This window comes from Paraburkholderia podalyriae (assembly GCF_014397785.1).
GTDB lineage: Bacteria > Pseudomonadota > Gammaproteobacteria > Burkholderiales > Burkholderiaceae > Paraburkholderia > Paraburkholderia podalyriae.
Genome location: NZ_VZQQ01000009.1, coordinates 168,982 through 190,275 on the forward strand (window position 1 = coordinate 168,982; position 21,294 = coordinate 190,275).

Consider the following 21,294-nt stretch of genomic DNA (forward strand, 5'->3'; position numbering starts at 1 on the left):
ATGCTGCGCTGGGCGCATCACCCGCATTGCTCGCGTCACGATCATCACCTGGTGCGGCCGTTCGGGCGACCGTTGTTCTCGGCTGCACCTGCGTCGCGCCCGGCACACCGCTCGGCAGTGCCGCGGCCTGCTCGGTCGGCTGGCAGCGTTGGTCGCTGGCACAGTGGATGGCTTTCCATCTGTTGCTGCTGGCGCCGACCTTGCTCCAACCGCTACTGCAGGTCAAGCGCTTCAAGATGTTCGCGCGCAGCTTGTTGGGGTTCGCGAGTGGCAGTTATCTGGTGAGCGGGCTTTTTTGTGTGAGCTATCTTGTTCCCGTTTGGCTCTTCAAGGCAGCGATCGTACTTGTGTTCTGCGCGATGCTCAAACTCCTGCTCGCATGGCGCAACCATCGCACGGCAGACCCGTGCAGCGACTGCCCTCTCGGCGTGTTCCCCACCTGTGAATGGAACTTGCCCCGGCTACTCGCCGCCAACGCGCACGACGAGTTACCAGGCCAAATCGGGATCACCACCATTCGCACGCATTCGCCCAATGCGCGCCTTGATCGTCCGATGGATCTGCCGACGTCCCACAATCGCTTATCTGGCTAATGCGGTCAACAGTTCGGCCATAGCGGTCGGCTGCCGATCGGGCAGCGTGCGGCGGCAGCAGGTCGCTTTGCTGACCTTCGCAACCCGGTGTCGAGGAATGTCAGCTAAGTCATGGATGGATGAGTCTTGCCGGCCATCAATACTTCGGACAGCGACGCCGCGGCGAGTACGCTCGCAACCGGTCTGCCGCGGGGCACGGTGCTCGCGAATCGCGCGGCGGCAAGCCACGGCGCCTCAAGGCTCGTTGTCGCCGCCGATGGAACGGTGATCGCTTCATTGCCGCCGCGTAGCGCATTCGTGTTGGTGACGGCTGAGTGAATCGTCATCGCCGGCCTGGCCTCGTGCGCTTCTTCAATGTGGCGCAAGCCGGCTCGGCGAGCGGTCAACTCGTTCACACATCCCCAATTTTGAACGGCAGTTCGAAATTGCCGCCGCTGTTGATCAACTGCACGTACTCAAGGTAGCGCGCCTGTGCGAGATTCTGCGCTGCGACCAGATAGCCCGGCAAGGGCGCTTGCAACTCGTTCGGAAGAATGTCCGATATCAACTGATCATGGAGCGCCTGCGCTGCGGGGTCGCGGTAGCGGTTATCGAGTTCCAGCCTTCCCTGCTCAGTCGAGTAATCGTAGTACTCCAGGTCGCTCGAACCGGTGATCGTCGTGGTGGACGGCGCCCAGTGCGAGTATGTTCCCAGCTTGTCCCTGTCGGTCCTCACGCCGATGATGTGCGGCGCTGCATTGTTGAAGTTCACGCTTTCGGGCACGGTTTCGTCCGATGAGAAGACCACATACGGCCGGCCTGGTGCGCTCGAGCTCTTCAACATCGGGAGCAGGTCGTGCCGGTTGCCGTACATCTGAGCGTAGTCCCCGGTCAGCCAGTTCCGTTGACCTCCGTTGCCGATGGTGACGAGCAGCGGAAGAATGTCCACTGACGACGTCAGCGCGCCGCGCACGGTGTCGAGATCGCCGTTGTACTGCCCGGTCGGATCGACCACGATGAGCGGGACGTTGAACGCTTCTTCGTAACACGTCCCGGTCTTCCCCGAGATCAGGCCGTGCGCGCCCGCATAATCGCCATGATCCGACGTGAGAATGATGATCGTTTTCCTCGCGACAGCGTGCGGTAACGCGTCGACGACGGCGCCTATCTTCGCATCTACGATCGACATGATCTGCGTGTACGAATCGAGGCCTCGCTTCCAGTAATGGAAAGGCGCCTTGGCGATGCCTTTGGTCTCGGACGGCGGCGGATAGTTCGGATTCACCGGATAAGCCGTGATCTCGAAGTCGGTACCACGCGTATCCTGGACACCGCCCCACACGGCTTCCTGAATCGTGCGGTTGAAGGTTTGCATCGGCGGCTTGTTCGCTGCCAGTTGAGAGCCGGATTCCCAGTTGGGCGCAGTCGCCGGATAGTCGAGCCGGGGCGGACTGCGCAGCGGGTTGGATTCCCAGTCGTAAGCAGGCGGCCCCTTGGTGTAATTGACCCACTGCGTATAGCCGTTCGGGTTGTACCGATTCGAATTGAACAACGCGGTAAAGCGCTTGAACTCCGTGCCCGCGGGAAAGAACTCCTTGTCGTGCGGATTGATGAAGCCGACAGTCAGGCACCACGGTGAATCGCCCGGCTTGCGTCCCTGCAACCATTGCGTTGCCTGGTCCGCGATATTCGCGTCGCTCAGATAGCCTTCTCCCGGATCTCCGATCGTGCCTTGCAGGTTGCTGCCGGTCGGATCGGGATACGTCATGCCCTCGAAACCATACAGCGAGAGCGGGCGTGGCCCTTTATGCACGATCGACAAATGCCATTTGCCGATGTACGGCGTCAAATAGCCGAGCGACTGGAGGATTTTCCCGTACGTCGGATACTCGCGGCGCAGCACCGGTTGTATCGATACCCTCGTATCTGGCGAATCCAGAATAGTTGTTAGCAGCCAGTTCTGCTGCGTATAGAGCCCTGTGACCAGCGCGGCACGCGCCGGGCTGCATGCCGAAGCCGCCGTGTAATGGCCCGAGAATTTGACACCCTTTCTCCACAGATCGAATGTTCTCGGCATGTAGGTCTTGAGAAAGCCTCGCACATCGGTGATGCCGTCCGGGAAGACGCGAGGAAAGCGCATTTCGTCGAGCAGGATGAAGAGAATATTAGGCTTGCTGTTGGAAGAGTCGCCCCCTTGCGTGCCATCCGCGGCCTGAGCGGTGACATTGGCCGTAGCGACGGCTGCGCCGACGGCCGACGTCTTCTTGATAAATTCTCTTCTGTCCATGGTTTGTCGTCCTGAGTAAATGCATTGGGGAATTTCAATAATCCTTACGAGCTTCAGTTGGCTTTCGTTTGATACGACGAATCCAGATAATCCGACCGTCCTTTATCAAGAACCTGTCGAAAGCCAAACTAAGCATAGGCGAAACTCGCGACGTATAAGGGAAGAATTCGTTTCACCTTATGTCACTGATCGTAGTGAGGATTTTCAAGGCATACCCGCCATTGCTTCGCATCTTTTGTTGCTGATGCAAGGCGGAAAATCTATGAAAACAGCGCCGAGGTGTCGACTTCGGCCATTTTGTCCAGTTCGTCGCGGCGCGTATCGCAGGCACGCCTGGTCGTCGCGCCTTGGGTGATCCACAGAGCCAGCGAGATGAACGCGAGGCTTCCGAGCGCAATGAAAGCAGTCGGGTAGCCGAAGCGGCTGGCAAGCCATCCGCCCACGGCTGCTACGATGGGCGGCTTTCAAATCGTTACTCACGAGCTTCGTTTGGGAATCAGTCACTTGCCCGATAAGTAACGTTATCGCGGACCCGGTCCGCCTGGGCACGTGTGATTGGTGAGCAGATCGACAATCGCTACCGGACCTTCACCGATGCGCGCGCGCGAACGGTCATCTGATCGGCGCGCAGGCCGGGTGCGGTTTTCCTTCTTCGCACGCGCGATGTCTTCGGTGGTGCGCACGAGCGTCAGCAACTCACTGTTTTCGCGGATCTGCTGCTTCATCAACGAGTTGTCGACGGTCTTCGTAAAGCTCGATGATGATGCTGTTCTCATGCAGATTGCTCATTCGATGCTCCGTAAGCAGATCAACCAGCAGCAGGTGGTTGTCCGTGCCGTCCGTGACGAGATCGACGCCGCCCGCCTTCAGCACCTCGCCAAGCGCCTGCGTGTTGGCCAGCACGTTGTCGATATAGGTCTTAAAGTTGTCCTGCGTTGACTGGCCTGCCCGCAGCGGTTATCAGGAATGGACGACCTTTCTGAGTGTAACAAGCAGGAAACTCAATGGGCGAAAACTGCCGGCAAGCGTTCAGGGGTATCTGCAAAAAATCGTCGACGTAGTCTCGGGAAAGCTTCGAATGATCCGGGCTACCTGACCGGTCGCTGCGCTCCGAGCATCTCACCTACAGCTGGGTCGTTGTCAGTGCCCACATCTTGCAAGGACATTCGTGAAGTTTCTGGAAGCATCATCCCGCCGATCAGGCCCATGAAAGATACGGCGATCAGATACAAAGCGGGCGACATATTGTTTCCGGTCGTGCCGATCAACCAGGTAGCGACCAACGGCGCGGTGCCCCCGAAGATCGTGTAGGCGAGGTTATAGGTAATGGCCGACCCGGTATAGCGCATCCTGGTTGGGAACACTTCCGACAACAACGCAGCCGTAACCACGCCCGACAACACCGCACCTGTTGCGAGCATTGCCACGCCGATCAGTGCTGACAGAAATTGTCCCGAGCCGGCGAGCGAGAACGAGGGATAGACGATTACAATCAACAGCGCGCACGTGGTTAGTAATGTCATGCGGCGCCCGGCGAAATCAGAATACAGGCCGGCAAGCGGACAAATGGCCGCAGCAAACAAAAGTGCCACAACGGTGATCAGCAGCGAAGTTGCGCGACTCATGTGTCCTACGACCTGCAGATATGTCGCGAAATAGGTAGTAAAGGTATAGAAGGACAATGCTGTCACTGAAATAAATGCACCAAGCTTCAGAATGCCGCCCGCCTGCGTACGGAACGTTTCGCGCAACGGCGCATGCGCCACCTGGTGCTCGCCTTCAAGAGCGCGGAAGGCGGGTGTTTCATTGAGACTGATGCGCAGGTATAGCCCGATGAGCCCAATGGGTGCGGAGGCGAGGAACGGCACGCGCCATCCCCACGCGCTCATTGCATCGGCCGAGAGCGTTGCATCAAGCGCATAAGCGACGACGGCCGCGATCGCAAATGAAGAAAAAGTCGACACCGGAACAAAACTGCCGTACCAGCCGCGTTTGTTTTGCGGCGCGTGCTCCATTACGTAGGCGCAGGCGCCAGCATACTCACCACCGGCCGAAAAGCCCTGCACGCAGCGAATCACGGTTAGCAACAACGGCGCGAGAGCACCGATGGCGGCGTAGTTCGGCAGCAAGCCGATCAGTGTGGTCGCCCCGGCCATCATCAAGATGGTCAGCGCCAGCGTGCGTTTGCGCCCAATCCTATCTCCAATTACGCCAAACACTATGCCACCGACCGGACGAAATGCGAAAGCCACTGCAAACACCGCGAAAGTCTTCAGGAGGCCTGCGGCTGGATCGCTGCTCGGAAAAAACTCTCTAGTGAGGATAGTTGCGAGGAAACCATACGCTGCGAAATCGAACCATTCAACAAAGTTACCAATCGAGGCAGCCATGATGACTTTGCGCAGTGTTCTAATATCGACTTCAGGGGACGGTGCCATAGACATTCGATACTCCCGTAGTTGCTGTGAGCGTGCCGTGAAAGCATCACCCACATGCGTAATCGATCGTGGTTCAAATCGTAAGGATCTTAGAGAGTAGAAGGGACCAAAAGTCGGCGTCATAGAACATTCCCGCCATCACGTTGTAACGAGAGCGCCAGGTTTTCAGCTCGCTGATTCGACTTCCGGCATTTTGAGAGAGGTGGAGGGTCGGCCGGGATTCGCAAGAAATCCGCCGCATCTCGCATCTCGCATCTCGCATCTCGCATTTCGCATCTCGACCTAAGCCGCTGATTTTAATGCAAAATCCATCGTCGGATCGAGCGGAGGAACGGGGCGCTGGAGATCGGGCAGATAGTCACCGAGCGCGTCGTCCAGGCTGAAGAAGCGCTGATTGCGCAGGCGGGCGATGACCCATCTCTGCACCAGAAGGACCGACAGCTCTGCTTTCGGCATATCGCGTTTTTTTACTCCGGCTGGAATGACTGCCACGAAGTAATGCGGAGCCATCTCCTGATAGGTCGGATTGATGTCCGGATTGTAGAAGCCGGGCTTGTGCACGCCCAACTTCAGATTGTCGCGATGCCTATGGGCGCTGGTGGCCGTTCCCGGAAAAGTCGCCGGTCACGCAGGTCGAACGGCGCATAAGACACGCGTTTTCGCTCATTGCGCGGGCGTCGCCGAAAGCGGTTCGAGCCCGCTCCGCGAAATCGCGGACGCCGCAGACTTTGTTGTCTCCGAAGCCGACGAAGCCAATTCCGCGGACTTTGTTGTGCGCCGATATAAGCCGCATTGAAATTCCTCGCGCCTCCTTGACATGCAAGCATCCTCTTGCCTATAGTAAATGCAACAGATTACTTGCCTATAGCCATTCATGGCCGAGCGTCCCGACGACCCAGACCTGCTATTCAAAGCCCTCGCCGATCCGAGCCGGCGCAAGCTGCTGGACGTGCTGCACGCGCACGACGGCCAGACGCTGAACGACCTGTGCGAGCACCTCGACATGACGCGGCAAGGCGTGACGCAGCATCTCGGCTTGCTGGAAGCGGCGAACCTTGTCGTTACCGTACGCAGCGGGCGCGAGAAGTTGCACTTCCTCAATCCGGTGCCGCTGCAGCAAATCCACGAGCGCTGGATTGCCAAGTTCGAAAAGCCGCGCCTGAAGGCGCTCTCAACCCTGAAACGACACCTGGAGAAAGGCAATGACTAGATCGACGTTCGTCTACGTGACCTATATCCGCACCACGCCAGAACAGCTGTGGTCGGCATTGACCGACGCAGAGTTCATCAAACAGTACTGGTTCGGCATGCACTGCGAAAGCGAATGGACGGCGGGCTCGTCGTGGAAACTCGTGTCGAGCGGCGGGCAGATCTTCGACGCGGGCGAGATCGTCGAGGCCGATCCACCGCGGCGTCTCGTGATCCGCTGGCAGCACCAGATTCGCCCCGAGATGCAGGCCGAAGGCGATTCGCTCTGCACGATGGAGCTCGAACCGAGCGGAACGGCGGTCAAGCTGACCCTCACACATACGATCGAGCGCGATCCGTCAAAATTCATCGAGGCGGTGTCGGGCGGCTGGCCGAAGATCATGTCCAACCTCAAATCGCTGCTGGAGACAGGCTCGATTGCGTTGCAGGAAGCCTATCCGGCCAATGGCGGCAGCCATGCAGGGCAGGCATGAAGCGGGGGATGCACTGAAGAGATGCATCGCAGGCTCGATAGCCGTCAGTCCGTGATATCACGTTGTTAGAATCATCTGACGACCCTCCCCACTCTCAGGAAATCAGCATGGAAATCCAGCCTTATCTGTTCTTCAACGGCCGTTGTGAGGAAGCCATTGCGTTCTATCGTTCGGCGCTTGGCGCGCAGGAGTTGCTGAAGCTGCGCGCGAAAGATGCGCCGCCCGATCCCGCTCGCCCGGTTGCGCCCGAACACGCCGACAAGATCCTGCACGCGACGCTCGTCATCGGTAACACGCACGTGCTGATGTCGGATGGCGATTGCAGCGGCGGCAACGCCGTGCATGCGGGCTTCAGCCTGTCGGTCACCGCCGACGACCAGGCATCAGGCGAGAAATATTTCAACGCGCTGTCGGCGGGCGGACAGATCACGATGCCGTTCCAGCGGACCTTCTGGACCAGTGGCTTCGGTACGTTGACTGACCGCTTCGGCGTGCCGTGGATGGTCAATGTGCGGCACGAGGAGCCCGCGGCATAGCATTGAAGCCAGCCTGCGTTCCATATCTCACGCACAGCCGATCGCCGCTTCGCCGCGCCTCAGCGTCGCTTATGGCGTCGCGGGCGCTGCGCTCGCTGCCGAGCCCGCCGCGCTCTATGGCAATCACCGCGCAGACACGCTAGAGTGCGAGCAGGCAAGACCGTCGTTCACCGCTTTTCTCGGGACCGCACCGCAAAAGAAATCCGATAACGCCGCATTTCCAAGGGGCAAACGATGACGCCACCCGAAACGCTCGCGGAGCGCCGCGCAATCGGTCGTGATGCACGCAAGAACACGCCGCGCAGCGCTCACTCCGACATCGGCAACATCCATCGTGATCCGGTTCACCTGTTGCGCGAAAGCAGTCGCGGGCGCGTCGAATCCCTCGTGCCGCTGCGCTACGGCCGCATGCTCGCGTCGCCATTCGCGTTCTATCGTGGCAGCGCGATCATCCAGGCGCACGACCTTGCGAAGACTGCGAACAGCGGCTTTCACTTCCAGATCTGCGGCGACTGCCACCTGATGAATTTCGGTGGCTTCGCAACCCCCGAGCGCGCGCTCGTGTTCGACATCAACGATTTCGACGAAACGGCGGTCGGCCCGTGGGAATGGGACCTGAAGCGCCTGACGGCGAGCCTGCATATCGCGGTCCGGCATCTCGGCCATGGCGATCGTCTCGCGGACGAAACCGTCGCGTCATGCGTGCAGAGCTATCAGCACTGGACCTCGGCGTACGCGCAGATGAGTCCGCTCGAACTGTGGTGCGAGCTGATCACGTTCGCGCGTCTCGAGGAAATCTCCCCCACCGACGACGCGCGTCAACGCATTCGCAACAGCATCGCGAAAGCGTCGCGCCGTACGCACGAGACGATCCTGCCCAAGCTCGCGAGCCAGCGCGAAGGCCTATGGCAAGTCCGCGACATGCCGCCCACCGTGTTCCACGTGCACGGCAAGAACACGCTGTTCGCGCACAAGGACGACTGGCTCGGTCTGGGCGACTGGCGCGCGTTGATGGCGCCGATCTACGAGCACTATCTGAAGTCGCTCGGCACGGTGCGCCGCACGCTGCTGGATCACTTCTCAATGCACGACATGGCGTTCAAGGTGGTCGGCGTCGGCAGCGTCGGCACACGCTGCCTGATCCTGCTGATGGTCGATCAGCACGAGAAGCCATTGTTCATCCAGTTCAAGGAGGCGTCGACCTCGGTCGTGTCGCGTTACTTCAAGACGGCGGGACCGAAGCATCAGGGACAGCGTGTCGTCGACGGGCAGCGGCTGATGCAGGGCGCGAGCGACCCGTTTCTCGGCTGGACCACGGGACCGTTCGGGCGCTCGATCTACGGCCGCCAGCTACGCGACATGAAGATTTCGGCGACGCTCGAACTATTTGCGAAGGAAACCTTCAGTCAGTACGCGGCCGTGTGCGGCTGGGTGCTCGCGCGGGCGCATGCGAAAGCGGGCGGGCTGGCCACCGAGGTTGCCGCCTATCTCGGCAACGGCGATCAGATGACGGATGCGCTGGTCCTCTACTCGCGCGCGTACGCCGACCAGGTCGACAAGGACTACGAGATATTCCGCCACGCGTGCCGCGGCGGCAAGCTGGAAGCACGCACCGACGCGGACATGGCAGCGGACTTCGTCGCCTAGACGAACGAGGAGGCGAGGCACTCGTCATTGAGCCCGGTCGTTCAATCCCCAGCGTCCTCCTCGCCGATCACGCCGAACTCAGCCGTCGTCTTCACGTAGAACAGATGTAATCCTTCCTCGCGCAGCCGATCGAACAGTCGATCGGCCTCGTCGCTCGTCACCGCCATCACGACGGACAACGGCTGATCGGCAAGCTCGAAGAAGTGCGCGGAGTGAATCCGATGATGATGGCCGATGCCTTCGCACGCCGGAATGACGGTCGCGCCGCGCAGGCCGAGTTCGCCCGCGAGACGCACGAGCCAGTCGGCGAGTGGCCTGCCATGATGGCTGCGCCCTTGCTGGGTAAAGAACGTGACCTGATAGCCGTGCATGTCGGTGCCTCCTCAATGGGGTCGCGCCGCGTGCCCCAAGCGATGTGCACGCAAGCCGGCGGCCGCATTACGCCGTCCCCGCTGCCCGCTTACGTTTGTAAGCGGAAACCGGCAGCGCCGCGTGAGGCGCCGGCTGCAGCTGATTCCAGCATACCGGCTCGGCGCATCGCGTTTCAGGACGGTCGTGAGACAAGTTTAGATGTCGGGCCGCGCGAGCGCCAGGCGGCACGGCGACACGCGCGTGGGCTTTTCGCGCGCCATCTTATTGAAAAGATCGCAATATCACTAATTCAATCGATAAGCAGCCGATTAAGCGCCCCGCGCATTTATACGCGCAAAAGCAACCACCAGCGGACAAGCGCGCGCCGGTTGATTTGCCATAAATTGTCACTTAGAATTTTCCGCAAGGCCTCCCGAGGAACCGATGACATGGCTTCGAACAACGGAAAACCGGTGTCGTCGTTTGTTCCTCGCGGCATGCTCGGCCTGTGGGTCGTCCTGTTCGTCATCTGGATGATCGCCAATGCATCGCTCGCCGTCGAACCCGCACTCGTCGGCCTCGTCATTACCTTCGTCATCGCGCACGTCTTCGTATCGTCGAGCGAAGCATGGCAGCACCTACGTCTGACGCCGCGCGCGCTCTATCACTTCGTCCTCTATAGCGCGACCTTCGTCACCGCACTGGTGCGCGCCAATCTGAACGTGATGGCGCTGGTGTACTCGCCGCACATCGACATCAAGCCCGGCATCGTCAAGGTTCGCACCCGCCTCGAAACACCGCTCGGCCGTCTGGCGCTCGCCAATTCGATTGCGCTCACGCCGGGCTCGCTCGTGATGGATATTCGGGACGACATACTATTCATTCACTGGCTCGACGTGAAGACGACCGATATCGACGAAGCGACCGAGGCGCTCGTCGCGCGGTTCGAAAAGCATCTGGAGCAAATCTTTGGCTGAGATCATGCTCCGGATCGCCGCGGTGCTGATCTTCTTCGCGATCGTGTTCGGCGTGATCCGTCTCGTCCTCGGCAAAACCGTCGTCGATCGCATCGTCGCAATCGACATGCTGACCGTCATCTCGCTGTCGCTGATCGCGCTGTACGCACAGGTCTCAGGTCGTTTCGTCTACATCGACGTCGCACTCGTCTACGCACTGCTGAGCTTTCTCGCGGTGCTCGCGATCGCGCGCTTTCTCGAAAGGGGGCTGTGAGTCATGCTCGAACTGCTCCTGTTGCTGATGTGCGCAAGCATCCTCGTGAGCGGCGTACTGGCCGTCTTCCTGAAGAATCTGCTGGCCGCGATGGTGAGCTCGGGACTCGCGAGCCTGTTCGCGGCGGTGGCCTTCCTGCTGCTCGCCGCGCCCGACGTCGCGATGGCCGAAGCCGCGATCGGCTCGGGACTCGCGACCTTCATCTTTCTGTACGCGATCCGCAAAACCGGTTATCAGAAGGGCTAGCGCATGTTCGAACTGATCGGCAGCGTGTTCATCCTCGTGGGCGCCGTCTTTCTGTTCTCCGCCGGCCTCGGGCTGTTGCGCATGCCGGACGCGTACACGCGCATTCAGGCCGGCACCAAAGCGTCGACGCTCGGCAACATGCTCGTGCTGATCGGCGTCGCGTTCTATCACCCGAACTGGACCTTCCGTCTGATCCTGTTGATCTACTTCGTGCTGGTGACCAATCCGGTGTCCTCGCATGCGCTATCGCGCGCCGCCTGGCTGATCCGCACGCCGATGAGCCCGTCGACGATCACCGATGCGCTCGCCGACGAAGACGGGCGCACCCCGGGGGAGGCCGAATCATGATGCGTCGTGCGTCCGCGCTGCTGACGGTGTTGCTGTTCGCGGTCGTGTTCTGGCGGCTCGTCGGCGGTTATACGGAGTTGCAGGCGCTGCGCCCGCTCGCCTGGTACTACGTGGTGAGAGGACCGCTCGAACTCGGCGCGCCGAACATCGTGACCGGCATTTTGATCACCTTTCGCGGCTTCGACACGCTCGGCGAAGTCGCGGTGCTGTTTATGGTCGCGGCGAGCGTCGGCGTGCTGCTGAAAGAAGAAAGCAACCCGACAACCGTCACTGCAGCGGACGAAACCACGCCCGCGCGCCGCCCCGCCAGCGAAATCGTTCATACCGGCAAGCAGGTGCTGCTGCCGATGATCTTCACGTTCGGCGCTTACGTGATCGTCAACGGCCATCTGTCGGCAGGCGGCGGCTTCCAGGGCGGCGCGATCGTCGCGTCCGCCGTGATGCTGATGCTACTCGCGCGGCCCGGCTCGACGCTGAACGTCGCGCTGCTGAGCGTCGTCGAGTCGCTCGCGGGCGTGATCTACGTGTGCATCGGCATTCTCGGCCTCGTGCTCGCGGGCGGATTTCTCGACGCGCGCTTTCTGCCGCGAGGCGAGTTCGGCGCGTTCTTCAGTGCCGGCGCGATCCCGCTGATTTCCACGCTGCTCGGCGTCAAGGTCGGCGCGGAGCTTAGCGTCATCATCGACCGGTTCAGAAGCTGAACGCGAAGGAGAGCGCATGAACACCGGCATCCCGGTTTCGACGATCCTGCTGGTCACGGGCTTCTGCCTTGCGCTGATTGGCCTGTGGGGCATGCTGACCCACCGCAACATCCTGCGCATCATCATCGGCTTCGCGGTGCTCGACACGGGTCTGCACATCGTAATGGTCGCGACCGGCTACATCACGGGCGGCACCGCGCCGATCATCGACGCGGCGCTCGGCAAATCCGCCGCCGCGCACCGCGCGATCGATCCGGTTCCATCGGCGCTCGTCGTCACGGCGATCGTGATCGGGTTATCGGTCACCGCCATCATGCTCTCGTTCGCGATCCGTCTTTACGCCGCCAAAAAGACGCTCTCGATCGACGCCTTCACCGAGTCGAAATGGTAGCCGCGCTCTTTCATCCGCTGCACATTTTCATTCTCGGGCTCGGCGGCGGCTTCGTCATTCCGCTGCTGTACCGGCTCGGCAAGCCGTGGCTCACGCTCGGCTTCTTCATCGCGCTGTGCGGTATCGTGCTCGTCTCCGGCGTATCGTTCTACCGCCTGCTCGACGGCGGCGACACGATCGAAGTGCTGACCGCGGGCGCGCTGCCGCCGGTGTCGATCAATCTGCGCTTCGGCTTGTGGGAAGGCTTCTTCACGTTCAGCGTCAACGTGGTCGCGCTGCTCGGCGCATTGCATCTATGGGACCGCCTGCGCGGCAACTACGCGGCGTTGCTGCTGTACCTGATTCTGGTGATGGGCATCGACGGCATGGTGATGACCCGCGACCTGTTCAACCTGTTCGTGTTTCTCGAGATCGTGTCGATCGCGACATACGGCCTGTTCGGGCTCGAGCGCACGCCCGCCGCGCTCGCCGCCGCGTTCAAGTACATCTTCGCGACCGTGATCGCGTCGACGCTGTTCCTGCTCGGCGCGGTGCTGCTCTATTACGTGAGCGGCACGCTGAACATCGACGAACTGCTGTCGATGCGCAACCAGATCGGCGGCCCGATCGGCAAGACCGCGATCCTGCTGGTGTTCGCGAGCCTCGTGATCGAGCTGAAGCCGTTTCCGGCGAACGGCTGGGGGCTCGACGTCTACGAGACCGCGCCGAGCGGCGTCGCCGCGATGGTATCGGTCGGCGTATCGGCGGGCGTATTTTTCGCGCTGCTGAAATTGCTGCCGCTGTTCGACGCTCAGCTCACGCTGCTCGCCGTATCGGGCGGCGTCACGTTCCTGTTCTCGAACCTGCTCGCGATCAAGCAGACGAAACCGCAGCGCGTGCTCGGCTATTCGTCGATCGGGCAAATGGCGCTGTTGATGCTGTCGCTCGCGTTGCTGCGCCAGGTCGGCGCGGACGCTTCGGTCCCGCTCGTCGTCGGCGGCCTCTTCATCAACCATCTGTTCGCGAAAGCGGGGCTGTTCTGGCTGATCGGCGTGCTGCGGCGCCACGGCGACGATGCGCGCGCTATCCTGTCGCGCAGTCCGCTGCTGATCGGCCTGCTGGGCCTCTTCCTGGTTGCGATCGCGGGGCTGCCGCCGTTCCCCGGCTTCTGGGCGAAATGGGAACTCGTCATGCGCCTGACCGCCGCCGGCAAGCCGTACTGGATCGTGCTGATCCTGACCGGCTCGCTGCTCGAAGCGGGCTATATGTTCCACTGGTTCGTGCGCGCGCTGGCTCCTTCCGACATCGAAACCAATACCGGCCCCAACCTCGGCGCGCTGATCCCGCTCTTCGGCGTCGCGGTTTTGCTGATCGCGGCGGCCTATATGGCGGCCGTGTTCTCTGGCGTCGCGTCGGCATGGATCTTCTCGCCGCTCCTGGCGGGCGCGCTCTTCTATGCGGCCGATCGTCTGCCGGGGCGCGTGAAAGGCGTGCTCGCCCTGATCGCGATCGGGCTGATCGGCAGTCTGCTCTGCGAGGGCTCGGGCGGTATCGCGGGGCTGTTCGCGTGGCTGCTGCTCGCGGGCAGCCTCGTGATCGCCGCGGCGAGCCTCTATCGCGACGACGTGCGCGCCGGCTTCTATCCGATGCTCGTCGTGCTGTCGCTATCGATTCCGGCGCTGCTGCGCTCATCGACATCGCTCGAGTTCTTCTATAGCTGGGAAATCATCACGCTGTCGTCGTGCTTCCTGATCGCGAAGTGCCGCCGCGCGGGAACGCACGTGCTGACCTTCCTGCTGTTTTCGCTGCTGGCGGCGTTCTTCCTGCTGGCGGGCTTCGCCAACGTCGCGGCAATCGACGACACCATCGCGCTATCCGCGCTGATTCACTCGGGACCGGAAGCGAACCGCGCGTTCGTGCTGCTCGCGACCGGCTTCATGATCAAGGCCGGTGCGATCGGCGTGCACGTATGGCTGCCGGGCGCCTACACCGAGGCGGAAGACGACGTGACCGCGATGCTGTCGGCGGTGGTCAGCAAGGTCGCGATGTTCGGCCTGTTGATCGGCACTTATCTGACGATACGCTCGGAGGTCGGCCTCGAACTCGCGCACGTGATGACATGGATCGGCATGCTGACGACCTTGTTCGGCGCGCTGATGGCCTTGCGGCAGAATGACTTCAAACGCATGCTTGCGCTTTCGAGCATGAGCCAGATCGGCTATATCGTCACTGCGATCGGCCTGATGAGTCATCTGGGCTGGGTCACCGCGCTGTATCTGATCGCCAATCACATGTTCGTGAAGGGCATGCTGTTCCTCGCGCTCGCGGGCGTGATTTTACGCACCGATACGCGCAACTTCGCCGATGTGGGCGGCCTCGCGCGCGAGATGCCGCTCACGTTCGCGATGGTCGTAATCGCGCTGGTGTCGATGTCGGGTCTGCCGCCGCTGATGGGCTTTGGCGGCAAATGGCTGCTGCTGAGCGCAATGACCGACAAGGGCTGGTACGGCCTCGCCGTGTGCGGGCTGATCGCGACCTGCGCCGGCTTTCTGTACATGTTGCGCCTGCTGAACGGCATCTTCCTCAAACCGCGCCCGCCGCAGCGGCCACGAGTGCGCGAAGCGCCGTTGATGCTGCTGGTGCCGCAGTTTCTGTTCGTGGTCGGTATCGTGATCCTGTCGTTCTTTCCGAAGCTGCTGATCGAACCGGTGTCGGCCGCGATCGATCCGCAGTTCGCGGCGACACTGGTGTGGGGCGGCATGTCGCTCGAAAGCATCTACGGGTTCTGGAATCCGACGCCGGTCGTGATCGTCGTGCTGATCGCCACGGCGATCGTGTTCGGGCTCGGCGTGCTGTTCTTCCGCAGCCGCCGCGGCGACGCGCGCAACGCCCCCGACTTTTACCACTTCTACCGGCCATTCTTGAGCCGCACGGTGCCGCCAGTCGCGCAGATGTTCTGGCGTGGCATATCGCATTTCGCGCTCGCGGCGGCGGCATGGATACGTCGCGTCTATACCGGCAATGGACAGACCTACGCGCTCTATGTGCTGCTGTATTTTCTGGTGATCTATTTCGCGAGCACGGGCCTGGGCACGGCGAGGACGCAATAACGACGATGACGCCGCGCTACTCGCGTCGTCACTCACTCGCTCGTCGAAACGATCGGCGATTCCGAGCCACGATCTCGCGCGGGACGCTGCACGGCTCGAACCAGCCCGCTGCTGCCGCCGCCGCAGAAAAACAGATCGGCGCCGTTCGATTCGAGTCCGGAGATGCCAGCACCGGCCGGCATGTCGACAGTCTCGAGCACCTCGCCGCTGCGCGGATCGATATGCCTGAGCTGGCTCTCGTCACCTTCCCTCGTGCCATGCCATAGTTCGCCGTCGACCCACGTGATGCCGGTCACGAAGCGATTCGATTCGATCGTGCGCAGCACCGCGCCCGTGTCCGGATCGATCTGGTAGATCTTTCGTTCGGGATATTGACCGACCCACAGCGAACCTTCGGCCCATGTCAGCCCCGACTGGCCGCCGTCGCCAGGCGCCGCGATCGTCGACAGCACGCGGCCGCTGTGCGGATCGATCTTCTGGATGCGGCCGTGCGCGATCTGGAACAGGTGCTCGCCGTCGAAGGCCGTGCCCGCGTCGGCGGCCAACGGGATCGAGCGCACCATGTCGCCACTCGCCGGGTCGAACGCGTCGAGCCGTTCGCCGGTCGCAATCCACACCTGCCGGCCATCGTAAGTGACCCCGTGCACTTGATCGACGCCCGTAAAGGGCCCATATTCGCGGACGATTCTGGCGGCTGAACGGTTCATGGTGGCCATCCTGATTACGAAGGGAACGGAGAAGGGAGTAACAAAGCCGTCGCGAATCCGGCGATCGGCGGCGTCATCCAGCGGCGCGCGCGGCCGTCGCCCACCGGCTGCACCTTGCCGGCCGCGGCGAGCGAATCGAGCGCGCGCTGGACGGTGCGCTGACTCGCGCCGAGCACCAGGGCGAGCGCGGAACTCGACCACGATTCGCCATCGGACAGAAACGCGAGCAGCGCCGCATGCTCGCCTTCAACGGGCGGCGCCAGCACGACGACCTCGCGCGCATGACTCGGTGCCAGCGCGAAGCCACGCGTCGTCGCGTTGACGCTCGCGAGCGTGCCGAGCGCCGCGCGCAGCCGGCCGATCTCGACGCGCAGTCGCGCGCGATGCGATTCGTCGGCGCGTTTGGCGCGGAACGCGCGTGCGACCAGCACGTCGCGCGGCACGTCGTCGGGCCATGCCTCGCTGAGCATGCGGGCGAGCGCGAACAGCACCGGTCGGCTCGCGAGCGCAACCGCCGCGTTCGCATCGCGGATCGCGTAGCGGCAAGCGTCGACGATCAGCGCGCCGCCTGCGCGATTCGAGCTCAGGAGTTTCTCGACTTCATCGAGCAGGATCGGTTCTTCTGAGCCATGCGCGATCATGCGCGCCGCCGGTTTGCTCAGCGCCGCCGAAGCGCTTTCGATTTCCGCGATCAACGCCGGAATACCAGCCTCGCGAGCCGCGCGTCCGGCCCGCGTCAGCGCGGCACGGGCAGCGCCGCTGCGCAAACGCCGCAGCGCGACACCGGCGACGACCAGCTCATGCGCGGCACGCAACGCGGGCGGAAACGGCCGAGGATCGAGCGCGTCAAGCTTGCGCTCCGCTTCGTCGAGACGGCCGATCAGCAGCAGACGCCGCGCCGACAGATAACGCGCATGCGCCGCATTGACGCGATCGCCGTGCGCGTCGAGCGTGGCGGTCGCGGCGTCGAGTGTTCTGGCGGGCCATGCGAGATCGCGCGACGCGAGCGCGATCTCCGCTTCGGCGACCACGCATCTCGCGCGCGCCACCGCATGCTGCGCGCCGAACCCGCGCGCGGCGCCGCGCACCAACGCCTTGGCGCGCACGAAATCGCCGAGCTGCGCCATCGCGATGCCGCGCAGCGCGAGTGCCGGCGCGTCGTCGCGCAACGCGACGCGGCCGAGCGCGCCAAGCGGATCGCCGGCCGCGAGCGCGCGCGCCGCCGCCGAAATCAGCGCGTCCACGGCGTGCGACTCCGCGCGTAGCGCGTCAATGCATCAAGCGAATCCCGCCACACTTGTCACTCCCACCCGATCGATGCCCGGCCCTAATCTAACACGACCAACAACCGTCACCGATGCCGTCGGGCAAGGGCTCGCACGGCGCGGCACGACCCACGGAGGAACCCACGATGACTACGCATCCGATCGGAACACGCGAACAGTGGCTCGCCGCGCGACGCGCGCTGCTCGACGCGGAAAAAGCCCACACGCGACACGGCGACGAGCTCGCGCGGCAACGCCAGGCGCTGCCGTGGGTGAAGATCGACAAGGCCTACCGCTTCGATACCGACGAAGGCAGCGCGTCGCTCGCCGATCTGTTCAAAGGACGTTCGCAGCTGCTCGTCTACCACTTCATGTTCGGCCCCGACTATAAGGCGGGCTGCCCATCGTGCTCGTCGATCGCGGACGGCTTCGCCGGCTTTGCCGTGCATCTCGCGCATCACGACGTGATGCTGACGGCGGTGTCGCGCGCGCCGCTCGACAAGCTGCAGGCGTACAAGCAGCGCATGGGATGGACGTTTCCGTGGGCGTCGTCGGCCGGCGGCGATTTCAATTTCGACTTCAACGTCGCGTTCACCGAGGCGCAGCAACGGGCCGGCGATATCGAATACAACTACGCGCGCAACAGTCTCGCGATGGACGTGACGCCCGCGCCCGAACCTGTCGCGCAGTTCGCGGCGACCTGCGGCACCGACGCGGCCACCTATTCGCGCGACCGGCCCGGCATGAGCGCGTTCGTACTCGAAGACGGTGTCGTCTATCACACGTATTCGACTTACGCGCGCGGTGTCGATGCGCTTTGGGGCATGTACCAGTGGCTCGATCGCGCGCCGAAGGGACGCAACGAGACGGGTATCTGGTGGCGCCGTCACGACGAGTACGAGCAGTCATGAGCCCGCCCGTGCGCGCTGTCTGCGCGAGCGGGCAGCGCCTTGCCTCGCGGCGCGCGGCGCGCTCATCGCAGCGCGTGTTCATCGGCGTCTGCGCACTGATGTTCACCGCGAGCGTCGCGGCGACACTGGCGCACAGCGCGTCGATGTCGGCGATGGGCGCGTTGCCGATGCCCGGCGGCTGGTCGATGTCGACGCTATGGATGCCGACCTGCGGGCGCACGTGGGCGCGCACCGCGGCATCGTTCATCGGCATGTGGCTCGTGATGATGGCGGCGATGATGCTGCCGTCATTCGTGCCGACGCTGCTGCGCTATCGCGACGCCGTGGTCTCGCGAGCCAACCCCGGCCGGCTGGCCCTGCTGACGATGCTCGTGAGCGGCGCGTACGCCGTCGTATGGACGGCGCTCGGCGTCGCCGTGTTTGCGCTGGGCGCATCGCTCGCGGCGCTCGTGTTGCGGTGGCCAGCGCTCGCGCGTTTGGTACCGCTAGCGGTCAGCGTGATCATCCTGCTCGCGGGCGCGTTGCAGTTCAGCACATGGAAAGCCCGCCGCCTCGCCTGCTGCCGCGCCACGCCAAGCCTCACCGCCGATGCGGCCAGCGCGTGGCGATATGGTCTGCGGGTCGGCATCGATTGCGCCGGTTGCTGCGGGGGTCTCACGGCGATTCTGCTGGTCGCCGGCATGACGGATTTGCGCTTGATGGCCGCCGTGACGGCTGCCATCACGGCCGAGCGCGTTGCGCCGACCGGCGCGCGCGTCGCGCGTGCGATCGGCGCCATGGCCGTCGGCGGCGCGGGCTTGCTGCTGATCCGAGCCATTCCAGCCGGCTGACGCATGCGCGGTAGCTGCCGCCGATCGCTGCGCAAATAGATGCTCGGCGGCCCTGCTGTCTCAATATTGTTTTTGTTTCGGAAACAGTGAGTTCAGGAATTAGGTATTTACCCTAGTTTCCGCTCCCCCTAGACTGTCATCACTGCTGCAAACCCATGAGTTCCACAGCCTAACAAGACAAAACCTGGAGGTAGTAAAAATGAAATCGCTCGTTCAAGCTGTCGTTATCGCCGCTACGCTCGCTGCTCCGGTTGCTGTTTTCGCTCAATCGAACCAGCCGCTGACCCGTGCGCAAGTCCGTGAAGAACTGGCTCAGATCGAAAAGGCCGGCTACAACCCGGCACGTTCGAACCCGAACGAATACCCGTCGAACATTCAGGCTGCCGAAGCTCGCGTCGCGGCGCAAAACAGCGCCGTCGGCGGCGTGAACAGCGGTTCGTCGCAGCAAGGTCACGCAGCGCAGTAAGGCGTCCGCGGTTGGAAAGTTGCTGTAGATGTAGCTGTACCTGCCGGAGCGCTCTGCCTTAGTGCTCCCGCGGCTTCCCCTGCTGGCCCGCCATCGCGATTGAATGCGATGGCGGGCCAGTTTCGTTTGGGGAGCGTCGCTGCTGCGCGTCAAACGGCGCCCGGGTTGATATACGCGGTCTTCACCAACGTATAGAACTCGCGGGCATAGGCGCCCTGCTCGCGCGGACCGTAGCTCGACCCCTTCCTGCCGCCGAACGGCACGTGATAATCGACACCCGCGGTCGCGGTGTTGACCATCACCATGCCGGCCTGCACATGGCGGCGGAAATGAGTCGCGTATTTCAGCGACGTCGTGCAGATGCCGGCCGACAGCCCGAACTCGGTATCGTTGGCAACCGCGAGCGCTTCCTGGTAGTCCTTGACCTTGATGACCGACGCCACCGGCCCGAACACCTCCTCGCGGTTGACGCGCATCGCCGACGTCGTCTCCGTGACCAGCGCCGGCGCAAGGAAGTAGCCGCGCGTCGAGCCTTCGACTCGCTCGCCGCCGAACACCGTGCCGCCCTCCGCGCGCGCGATCGCCAGATAGCGTTCGTCCTGTGCCAACTGCTTGTCATCGACGACCGGGCCAATGTGCGTCCCGTCCACGAGCGCATCGCCGACCTTCAGCGCCCGCATGCGCGCCTTCATGCCGTCGATAAAACGGTCATAGATCCCCGCGGTCACGATCAGCCGGCTCGATGCCGTGCAACGCTGGCCCGTGGAGTAGAACGCGCCGTTGATGCAGGCTTCGATGGCGACGTCGAGATCGGCGTCGTCGAGCACGACCATCGGGTTCTTGCCGCCCATTTCCAGCTGGAATTTCTTGCCCGACTCGAAGCATTTCGCGCCGATCGCGCGACCCGTCGAAACGGAGCCGGTAAAGCTGATCGCATCGACATCCGGCGACGAAACGAGCGCCTCGCCGACCACCGAACCGCGCCCCATCACGAGATTGATCACGCCCGCCGGCGCGCCCGCATCAGCGATGATCTTGACCAGCTCCCACGTGCAGCCCGGCACCAGATCGGCCGGCTTGATGACGACCGTGTTGCCATACGCGAGCGCCGGCGCGATTTTCCACGCCGGAATCGCGATCGGAAAATTCCACGGCGTAATCAGACCGACCACGCCGATCGGCTCGCGCGTCATTTCGACCGTCATGCCCGGCCGCACCGACGGCATCGTTTCTCCGCCGAGGCGCAGTGCTTCGCCCGCAAAGAACTTGAAGATCTGCCCGGCGCGGCCCACTTCGCCGATCCCCTCGGGCAGCGTCTTGCCCTCTTCACGCGCGAGCAGCTTGCCGAGCTCCGCCTTGCGCGCGAGGATCGCGCTGCCCGCCTGGTCGAGTAAGTCGAAGCGCTGCTGCGGCGTGGACAGCGACCACTGCGCGAAGGCCTTGCGCGCGGCGCTGATCGCGCGGTGCGTCTGCGCGGCGTCGGCTTGCGCGAATTCGCCGATCACGTCGTCGAGATTCGACGGATTGACATTGCGCGACACGCTCGCGCCGTCGACCCATTGTCCGTCGATGTAGTTTGCAAACTGACTCATGTCCT

24 protein-coding genes and 2 pseudogenes are annotated in these 21,294 nt (G+C 62.8%); 15 read left to right on the forward strand and 11 right to left on the reverse strand.

Going from position 1 to position 21,294, the window contains the following annotated elements:
- Window positions 1-167 precede the first annotated feature (167 nt).
- Window positions 168-593 carry a hypothetical protein gene (locus F6X42_RS13240; RefSeq protein ID WP_187634642.1) on the forward strand — a complete coding sequence of 142 codons (426 nt, stop codon included), beginning with the start codon at window positions 168-170 and terminating at the stop codon, window positions 591-593.
- Window positions 594-697: 104 nt separating this feature from the next.
- On the opposite strand, the gene F6X42_RS13245 is transcribed toward F6X42_RS13240, so the two are convergent.
- The 7 genes and pseudogenes from F6X42_RS13245 to F6X42_RS13275 all read right to left on the reverse strand — a co-directional run bounded on the left by F6X42_RS13245 (window position 698) and on the right by F6X42_RS13275 (window position 5,858).
- Window positions 698-919 carry a hypothetical protein gene (locus tag F6X42_RS13245; protein ID WP_187634643.1) on the reverse strand — a complete coding sequence of 74 codons (222 nt, stop codon included), beginning with the start codon at window positions 917-919 and terminating at the stop codon, window positions 698-700.
- Window positions 920-984: 65 nt separating this feature from the next.
- A complete protein-coding gene (locus tag F6X42_RS13250; protein ID WP_187634644.1) occupies window positions 985-2,859 on the reverse strand; it encodes a sulfatase-like hydrolase/transferase in 1,875 nt (624 codons plus the stop codon).
- Window positions 2,860-3,119: 260 nt separating this feature from the next.
- Window positions 3,120-3,302, reverse strand: coding sequence for a hypothetical protein (locus F6X42_RS13255; RefSeq protein ID WP_246530081.1), 183 nt, complete (start codon window positions 3,300-3,302; stop codon window positions 3,120-3,122).
- A gap of 192 nt (window positions 3,303-3,494) precedes the next feature.
- Window positions 3,495-3,614, reverse strand: a pseudogene (locus tag F6X42_RS13260) (peptidase M19); the annotation flags it as partial.
- 49 nt (window positions 3,615-3,663) lie between these two features.
- Window positions 3,664-3,783 (reverse strand): annotated as a pseudogene (locus F6X42_RS13265) (hypothetical protein); the annotation flags it as partial.
- A 164-nt stretch (window positions 3,784-3,947) separates the two neighbouring features.
- Complete coding sequence (locus F6X42_RS13270) at window positions 3,948-5,303, reverse strand: MFS transporter (RefSeq protein ID WP_187634645.1); 1,356 nt, start codon at window positions 5,301-5,303, stop codon at window positions 3,948-3,950.
- A gap of 276 nt (window positions 5,304-5,579) precedes the next feature.
- Entirely contained in the window at window positions 5,580-5,858 is a 279-nt protein-coding gene (locus F6X42_RS13275; protein WP_187634646.1) for a hypothetical protein, read from the reverse strand.
- A 313-nt stretch (window positions 5,859-6,171) separates the two neighbouring features.
- On the opposite strand from F6X42_RS13275, the gene F6X42_RS13280 reads away from it, so the two are divergent.
- From F6X42_RS13280 to F6X42_RS13295, 4 genes are all read left to right on the forward strand, one after another.
- Entirely contained in the window at window positions 6,172-6,507 is a 336-nt protein-coding gene (locus F6X42_RS13280; protein WP_187634647.1) for an ArsR/SmtB family transcription factor, read from the forward strand.
- Window positions 6,500-6,979, forward strand: coding sequence for an SRPBCC family protein (locus tag F6X42_RS13285; protein WP_187634648.1), 480 nt, complete (start codon window positions 6,500-6,502; stop codon window positions 6,977-6,979). Before F6X42_RS13280 ends, F6X42_RS13285 begins: the two co-directional genes overlap by 8 nt.
- 107 nt (window positions 6,980-7,086) lie before the next feature.
- Complete coding sequence (locus F6X42_RS13290; RefSeq protein ID WP_187634649.1) at window positions 7,087-7,515, forward strand: VOC family protein; 429 nt, start codon at window positions 7,087-7,089, stop codon at window positions 7,513-7,515.
- Between the two features lie 234 nt (window positions 7,516-7,749).
- Window positions 7,750-9,162 (forward strand): DUF2252 domain-containing protein, encoded by a 1,413-nt coding sequence (locus F6X42_RS13295; protein WP_187634650.1) that lies wholly within the window; start codon window positions 7,750-7,752, stop codon window positions 9,160-9,162.
- A gap of 41 nt (window positions 9,163-9,203) precedes the next feature.
- On the opposite strand, the gene F6X42_RS13300 is transcribed toward F6X42_RS13295, so the two are convergent.
- A complete protein-coding gene (locus tag F6X42_RS13300; RefSeq protein WP_187634651.1) occupies window positions 9,204-9,533 on the reverse strand; it encodes a DUF190 domain-containing protein in 330 nt (109 codons plus the stop codon).
- Window positions 9,534-9,962: 429 nt separating this feature from the next.
- On the opposite strand from F6X42_RS13300, the gene F6X42_RS13305 reads away from it, so the two are divergent.
- From F6X42_RS13305 to F6X42_RS13335, 7 genes are read left to right on the forward strand one after another with little or no spacing between them, the layout of a single operon-like run.
- Window positions 9,963-10,490, forward strand: a complete 528-nt coding sequence (locus tag F6X42_RS13305; RefSeq protein ID WP_187634652.1) for a Na+/H+ antiporter subunit E — start codon at window positions 9,963-9,965, stop codon at window positions 10,488-10,490.
- Window positions 10,483-10,743: an MrpF/PhaF family protein gene (locus tag F6X42_RS13310; protein WP_187634653.1), complete on the forward strand. Its 261-nt coding sequence runs from the start codon at window positions 10,483-10,485 to the stop codon at window positions 10,741-10,743. Before F6X42_RS13305 ends, F6X42_RS13310 begins: the two co-directional genes overlap by 8 nt.
- Window positions 10,744-10,746: 3 nt before the next feature.
- A complete protein-coding gene (locus F6X42_RS13315; protein ID WP_187634654.1) occupies window positions 10,747-10,989 on the forward strand; it encodes a hydrogenase subunit MbhD domain-containing protein in 243 nt (80 codons plus the stop codon).
- Window positions 10,990-10,992: 3 nt separating this feature from the next.
- Window positions 10,993-11,337, forward strand: a complete 345-nt coding sequence (mnhG, locus tag F6X42_RS13320) for a monovalent cation/H(+) antiporter subunit G (protein WP_187634655.1) — start codon at window positions 10,993-10,995, stop codon at window positions 11,335-11,337.
- Window positions 11,334-12,038 (forward strand): Na(+)/H(+) antiporter subunit B, encoded by a 705-nt coding sequence (locus F6X42_RS13325; RefSeq protein WP_187634656.1) that lies wholly within the window; start codon window positions 11,334-11,336, stop codon window positions 12,036-12,038. Before mnhG ends, F6X42_RS13325 begins: the two co-directional genes overlap by 4 nt.
- Window positions 12,039-12,054: 16 nt before the next feature.
- Window positions 12,055-12,429 carry a sodium:proton antiporter gene (locus tag F6X42_RS13330; RefSeq protein ID WP_187634657.1) on the forward strand — a complete coding sequence of 125 codons (375 nt, stop codon included), beginning with the start codon at window positions 12,055-12,057 and terminating at the stop codon, window positions 12,427-12,429.
- Window positions 12,423-15,518, forward strand: a complete 3,096-nt coding sequence (locus F6X42_RS13335) for a complex I subunit 5 family protein (protein ID WP_187634658.1) — start codon at window positions 12,423-12,425, stop codon at window positions 15,516-15,518. The genes F6X42_RS13330 and F6X42_RS13335 overlap by 7 nt, the downstream gene beginning before the upstream one ends.
- 32 nt (window positions 15,519-15,550) lie before the next feature.
- Here the strand turns inward: F6X42_RS13335 and F6X42_RS13340 are convergent, their stop codons facing one another.
- Window positions 15,551-16,225 (reverse strand): Vgb family protein, encoded by a 675-nt coding sequence (locus F6X42_RS13340; RefSeq protein ID WP_187634659.1) that lies wholly within the window; start codon window positions 16,223-16,225, stop codon window positions 15,551-15,553.
- Between the two features lie 14 nt (window positions 16,226-16,239).
- On the reverse strand, window positions 16,240-17,469 hold the full coding sequence (locus tag F6X42_RS13345; protein WP_187634660.1) for a helix-turn-helix domain-containing protein: 1,230 nt from the start codon (window positions 17,467-17,469) through the stop codon (window positions 16,240-16,242).
- Window positions 17,470-17,636: 167 nt separating this feature from the next.
- Between F6X42_RS13345 and F6X42_RS13350 the strand changes: the two genes are divergently transcribed.
- The 3 genes from F6X42_RS13350 to F6X42_RS13360 all read left to right on the forward strand — a co-directional run bounded on the left by F6X42_RS13350 (window position 17,637) and on the right by F6X42_RS13360 (window position 19,697).
- Window positions 17,637-18,401 carry a DUF899 domain-containing protein gene (locus tag F6X42_RS13350; protein WP_187634661.1) on the forward strand — a complete coding sequence of 255 codons (765 nt, stop codon included), beginning with the start codon at window positions 17,637-17,639 and terminating at the stop codon, window positions 18,399-18,401.
- The gene (locus tag F6X42_RS13355) at window positions 18,398-19,231 is read left to right on the forward strand and encodes a DUF2182 domain-containing protein (RefSeq protein ID WP_187634662.1); all 834 of its coding nucleotides are present in this window, start codon (window positions 18,398-18,400) and stop codon (window positions 19,229-19,231) included. The genes F6X42_RS13350 and F6X42_RS13355 overlap by 4 nt, the downstream gene beginning before the upstream one ends.
- 199 nt (window positions 19,232-19,430) lie before the next feature.
- Window positions 19,431-19,697 (forward strand): DUF4148 domain-containing protein, encoded by a 267-nt coding sequence (locus F6X42_RS13360; protein WP_187634663.1) that lies wholly within the window; start codon window positions 19,431-19,433, stop codon window positions 19,695-19,697.
- A 149-nt stretch (window positions 19,698-19,846) separates the two neighbouring features.
- On the opposite strand, the gene F6X42_RS13365 is transcribed toward F6X42_RS13360, so the two are convergent.
- Window positions 19,847-21,289 (reverse strand): aldehyde dehydrogenase family protein, encoded by a 1,443-nt coding sequence (locus F6X42_RS13365; RefSeq protein ID WP_187634664.1) that lies wholly within the window; start codon window positions 21,287-21,289, stop codon window positions 19,847-19,849.
- Between the last annotated feature and the right edge of the window lie 5 nt (window positions 21,290-21,294).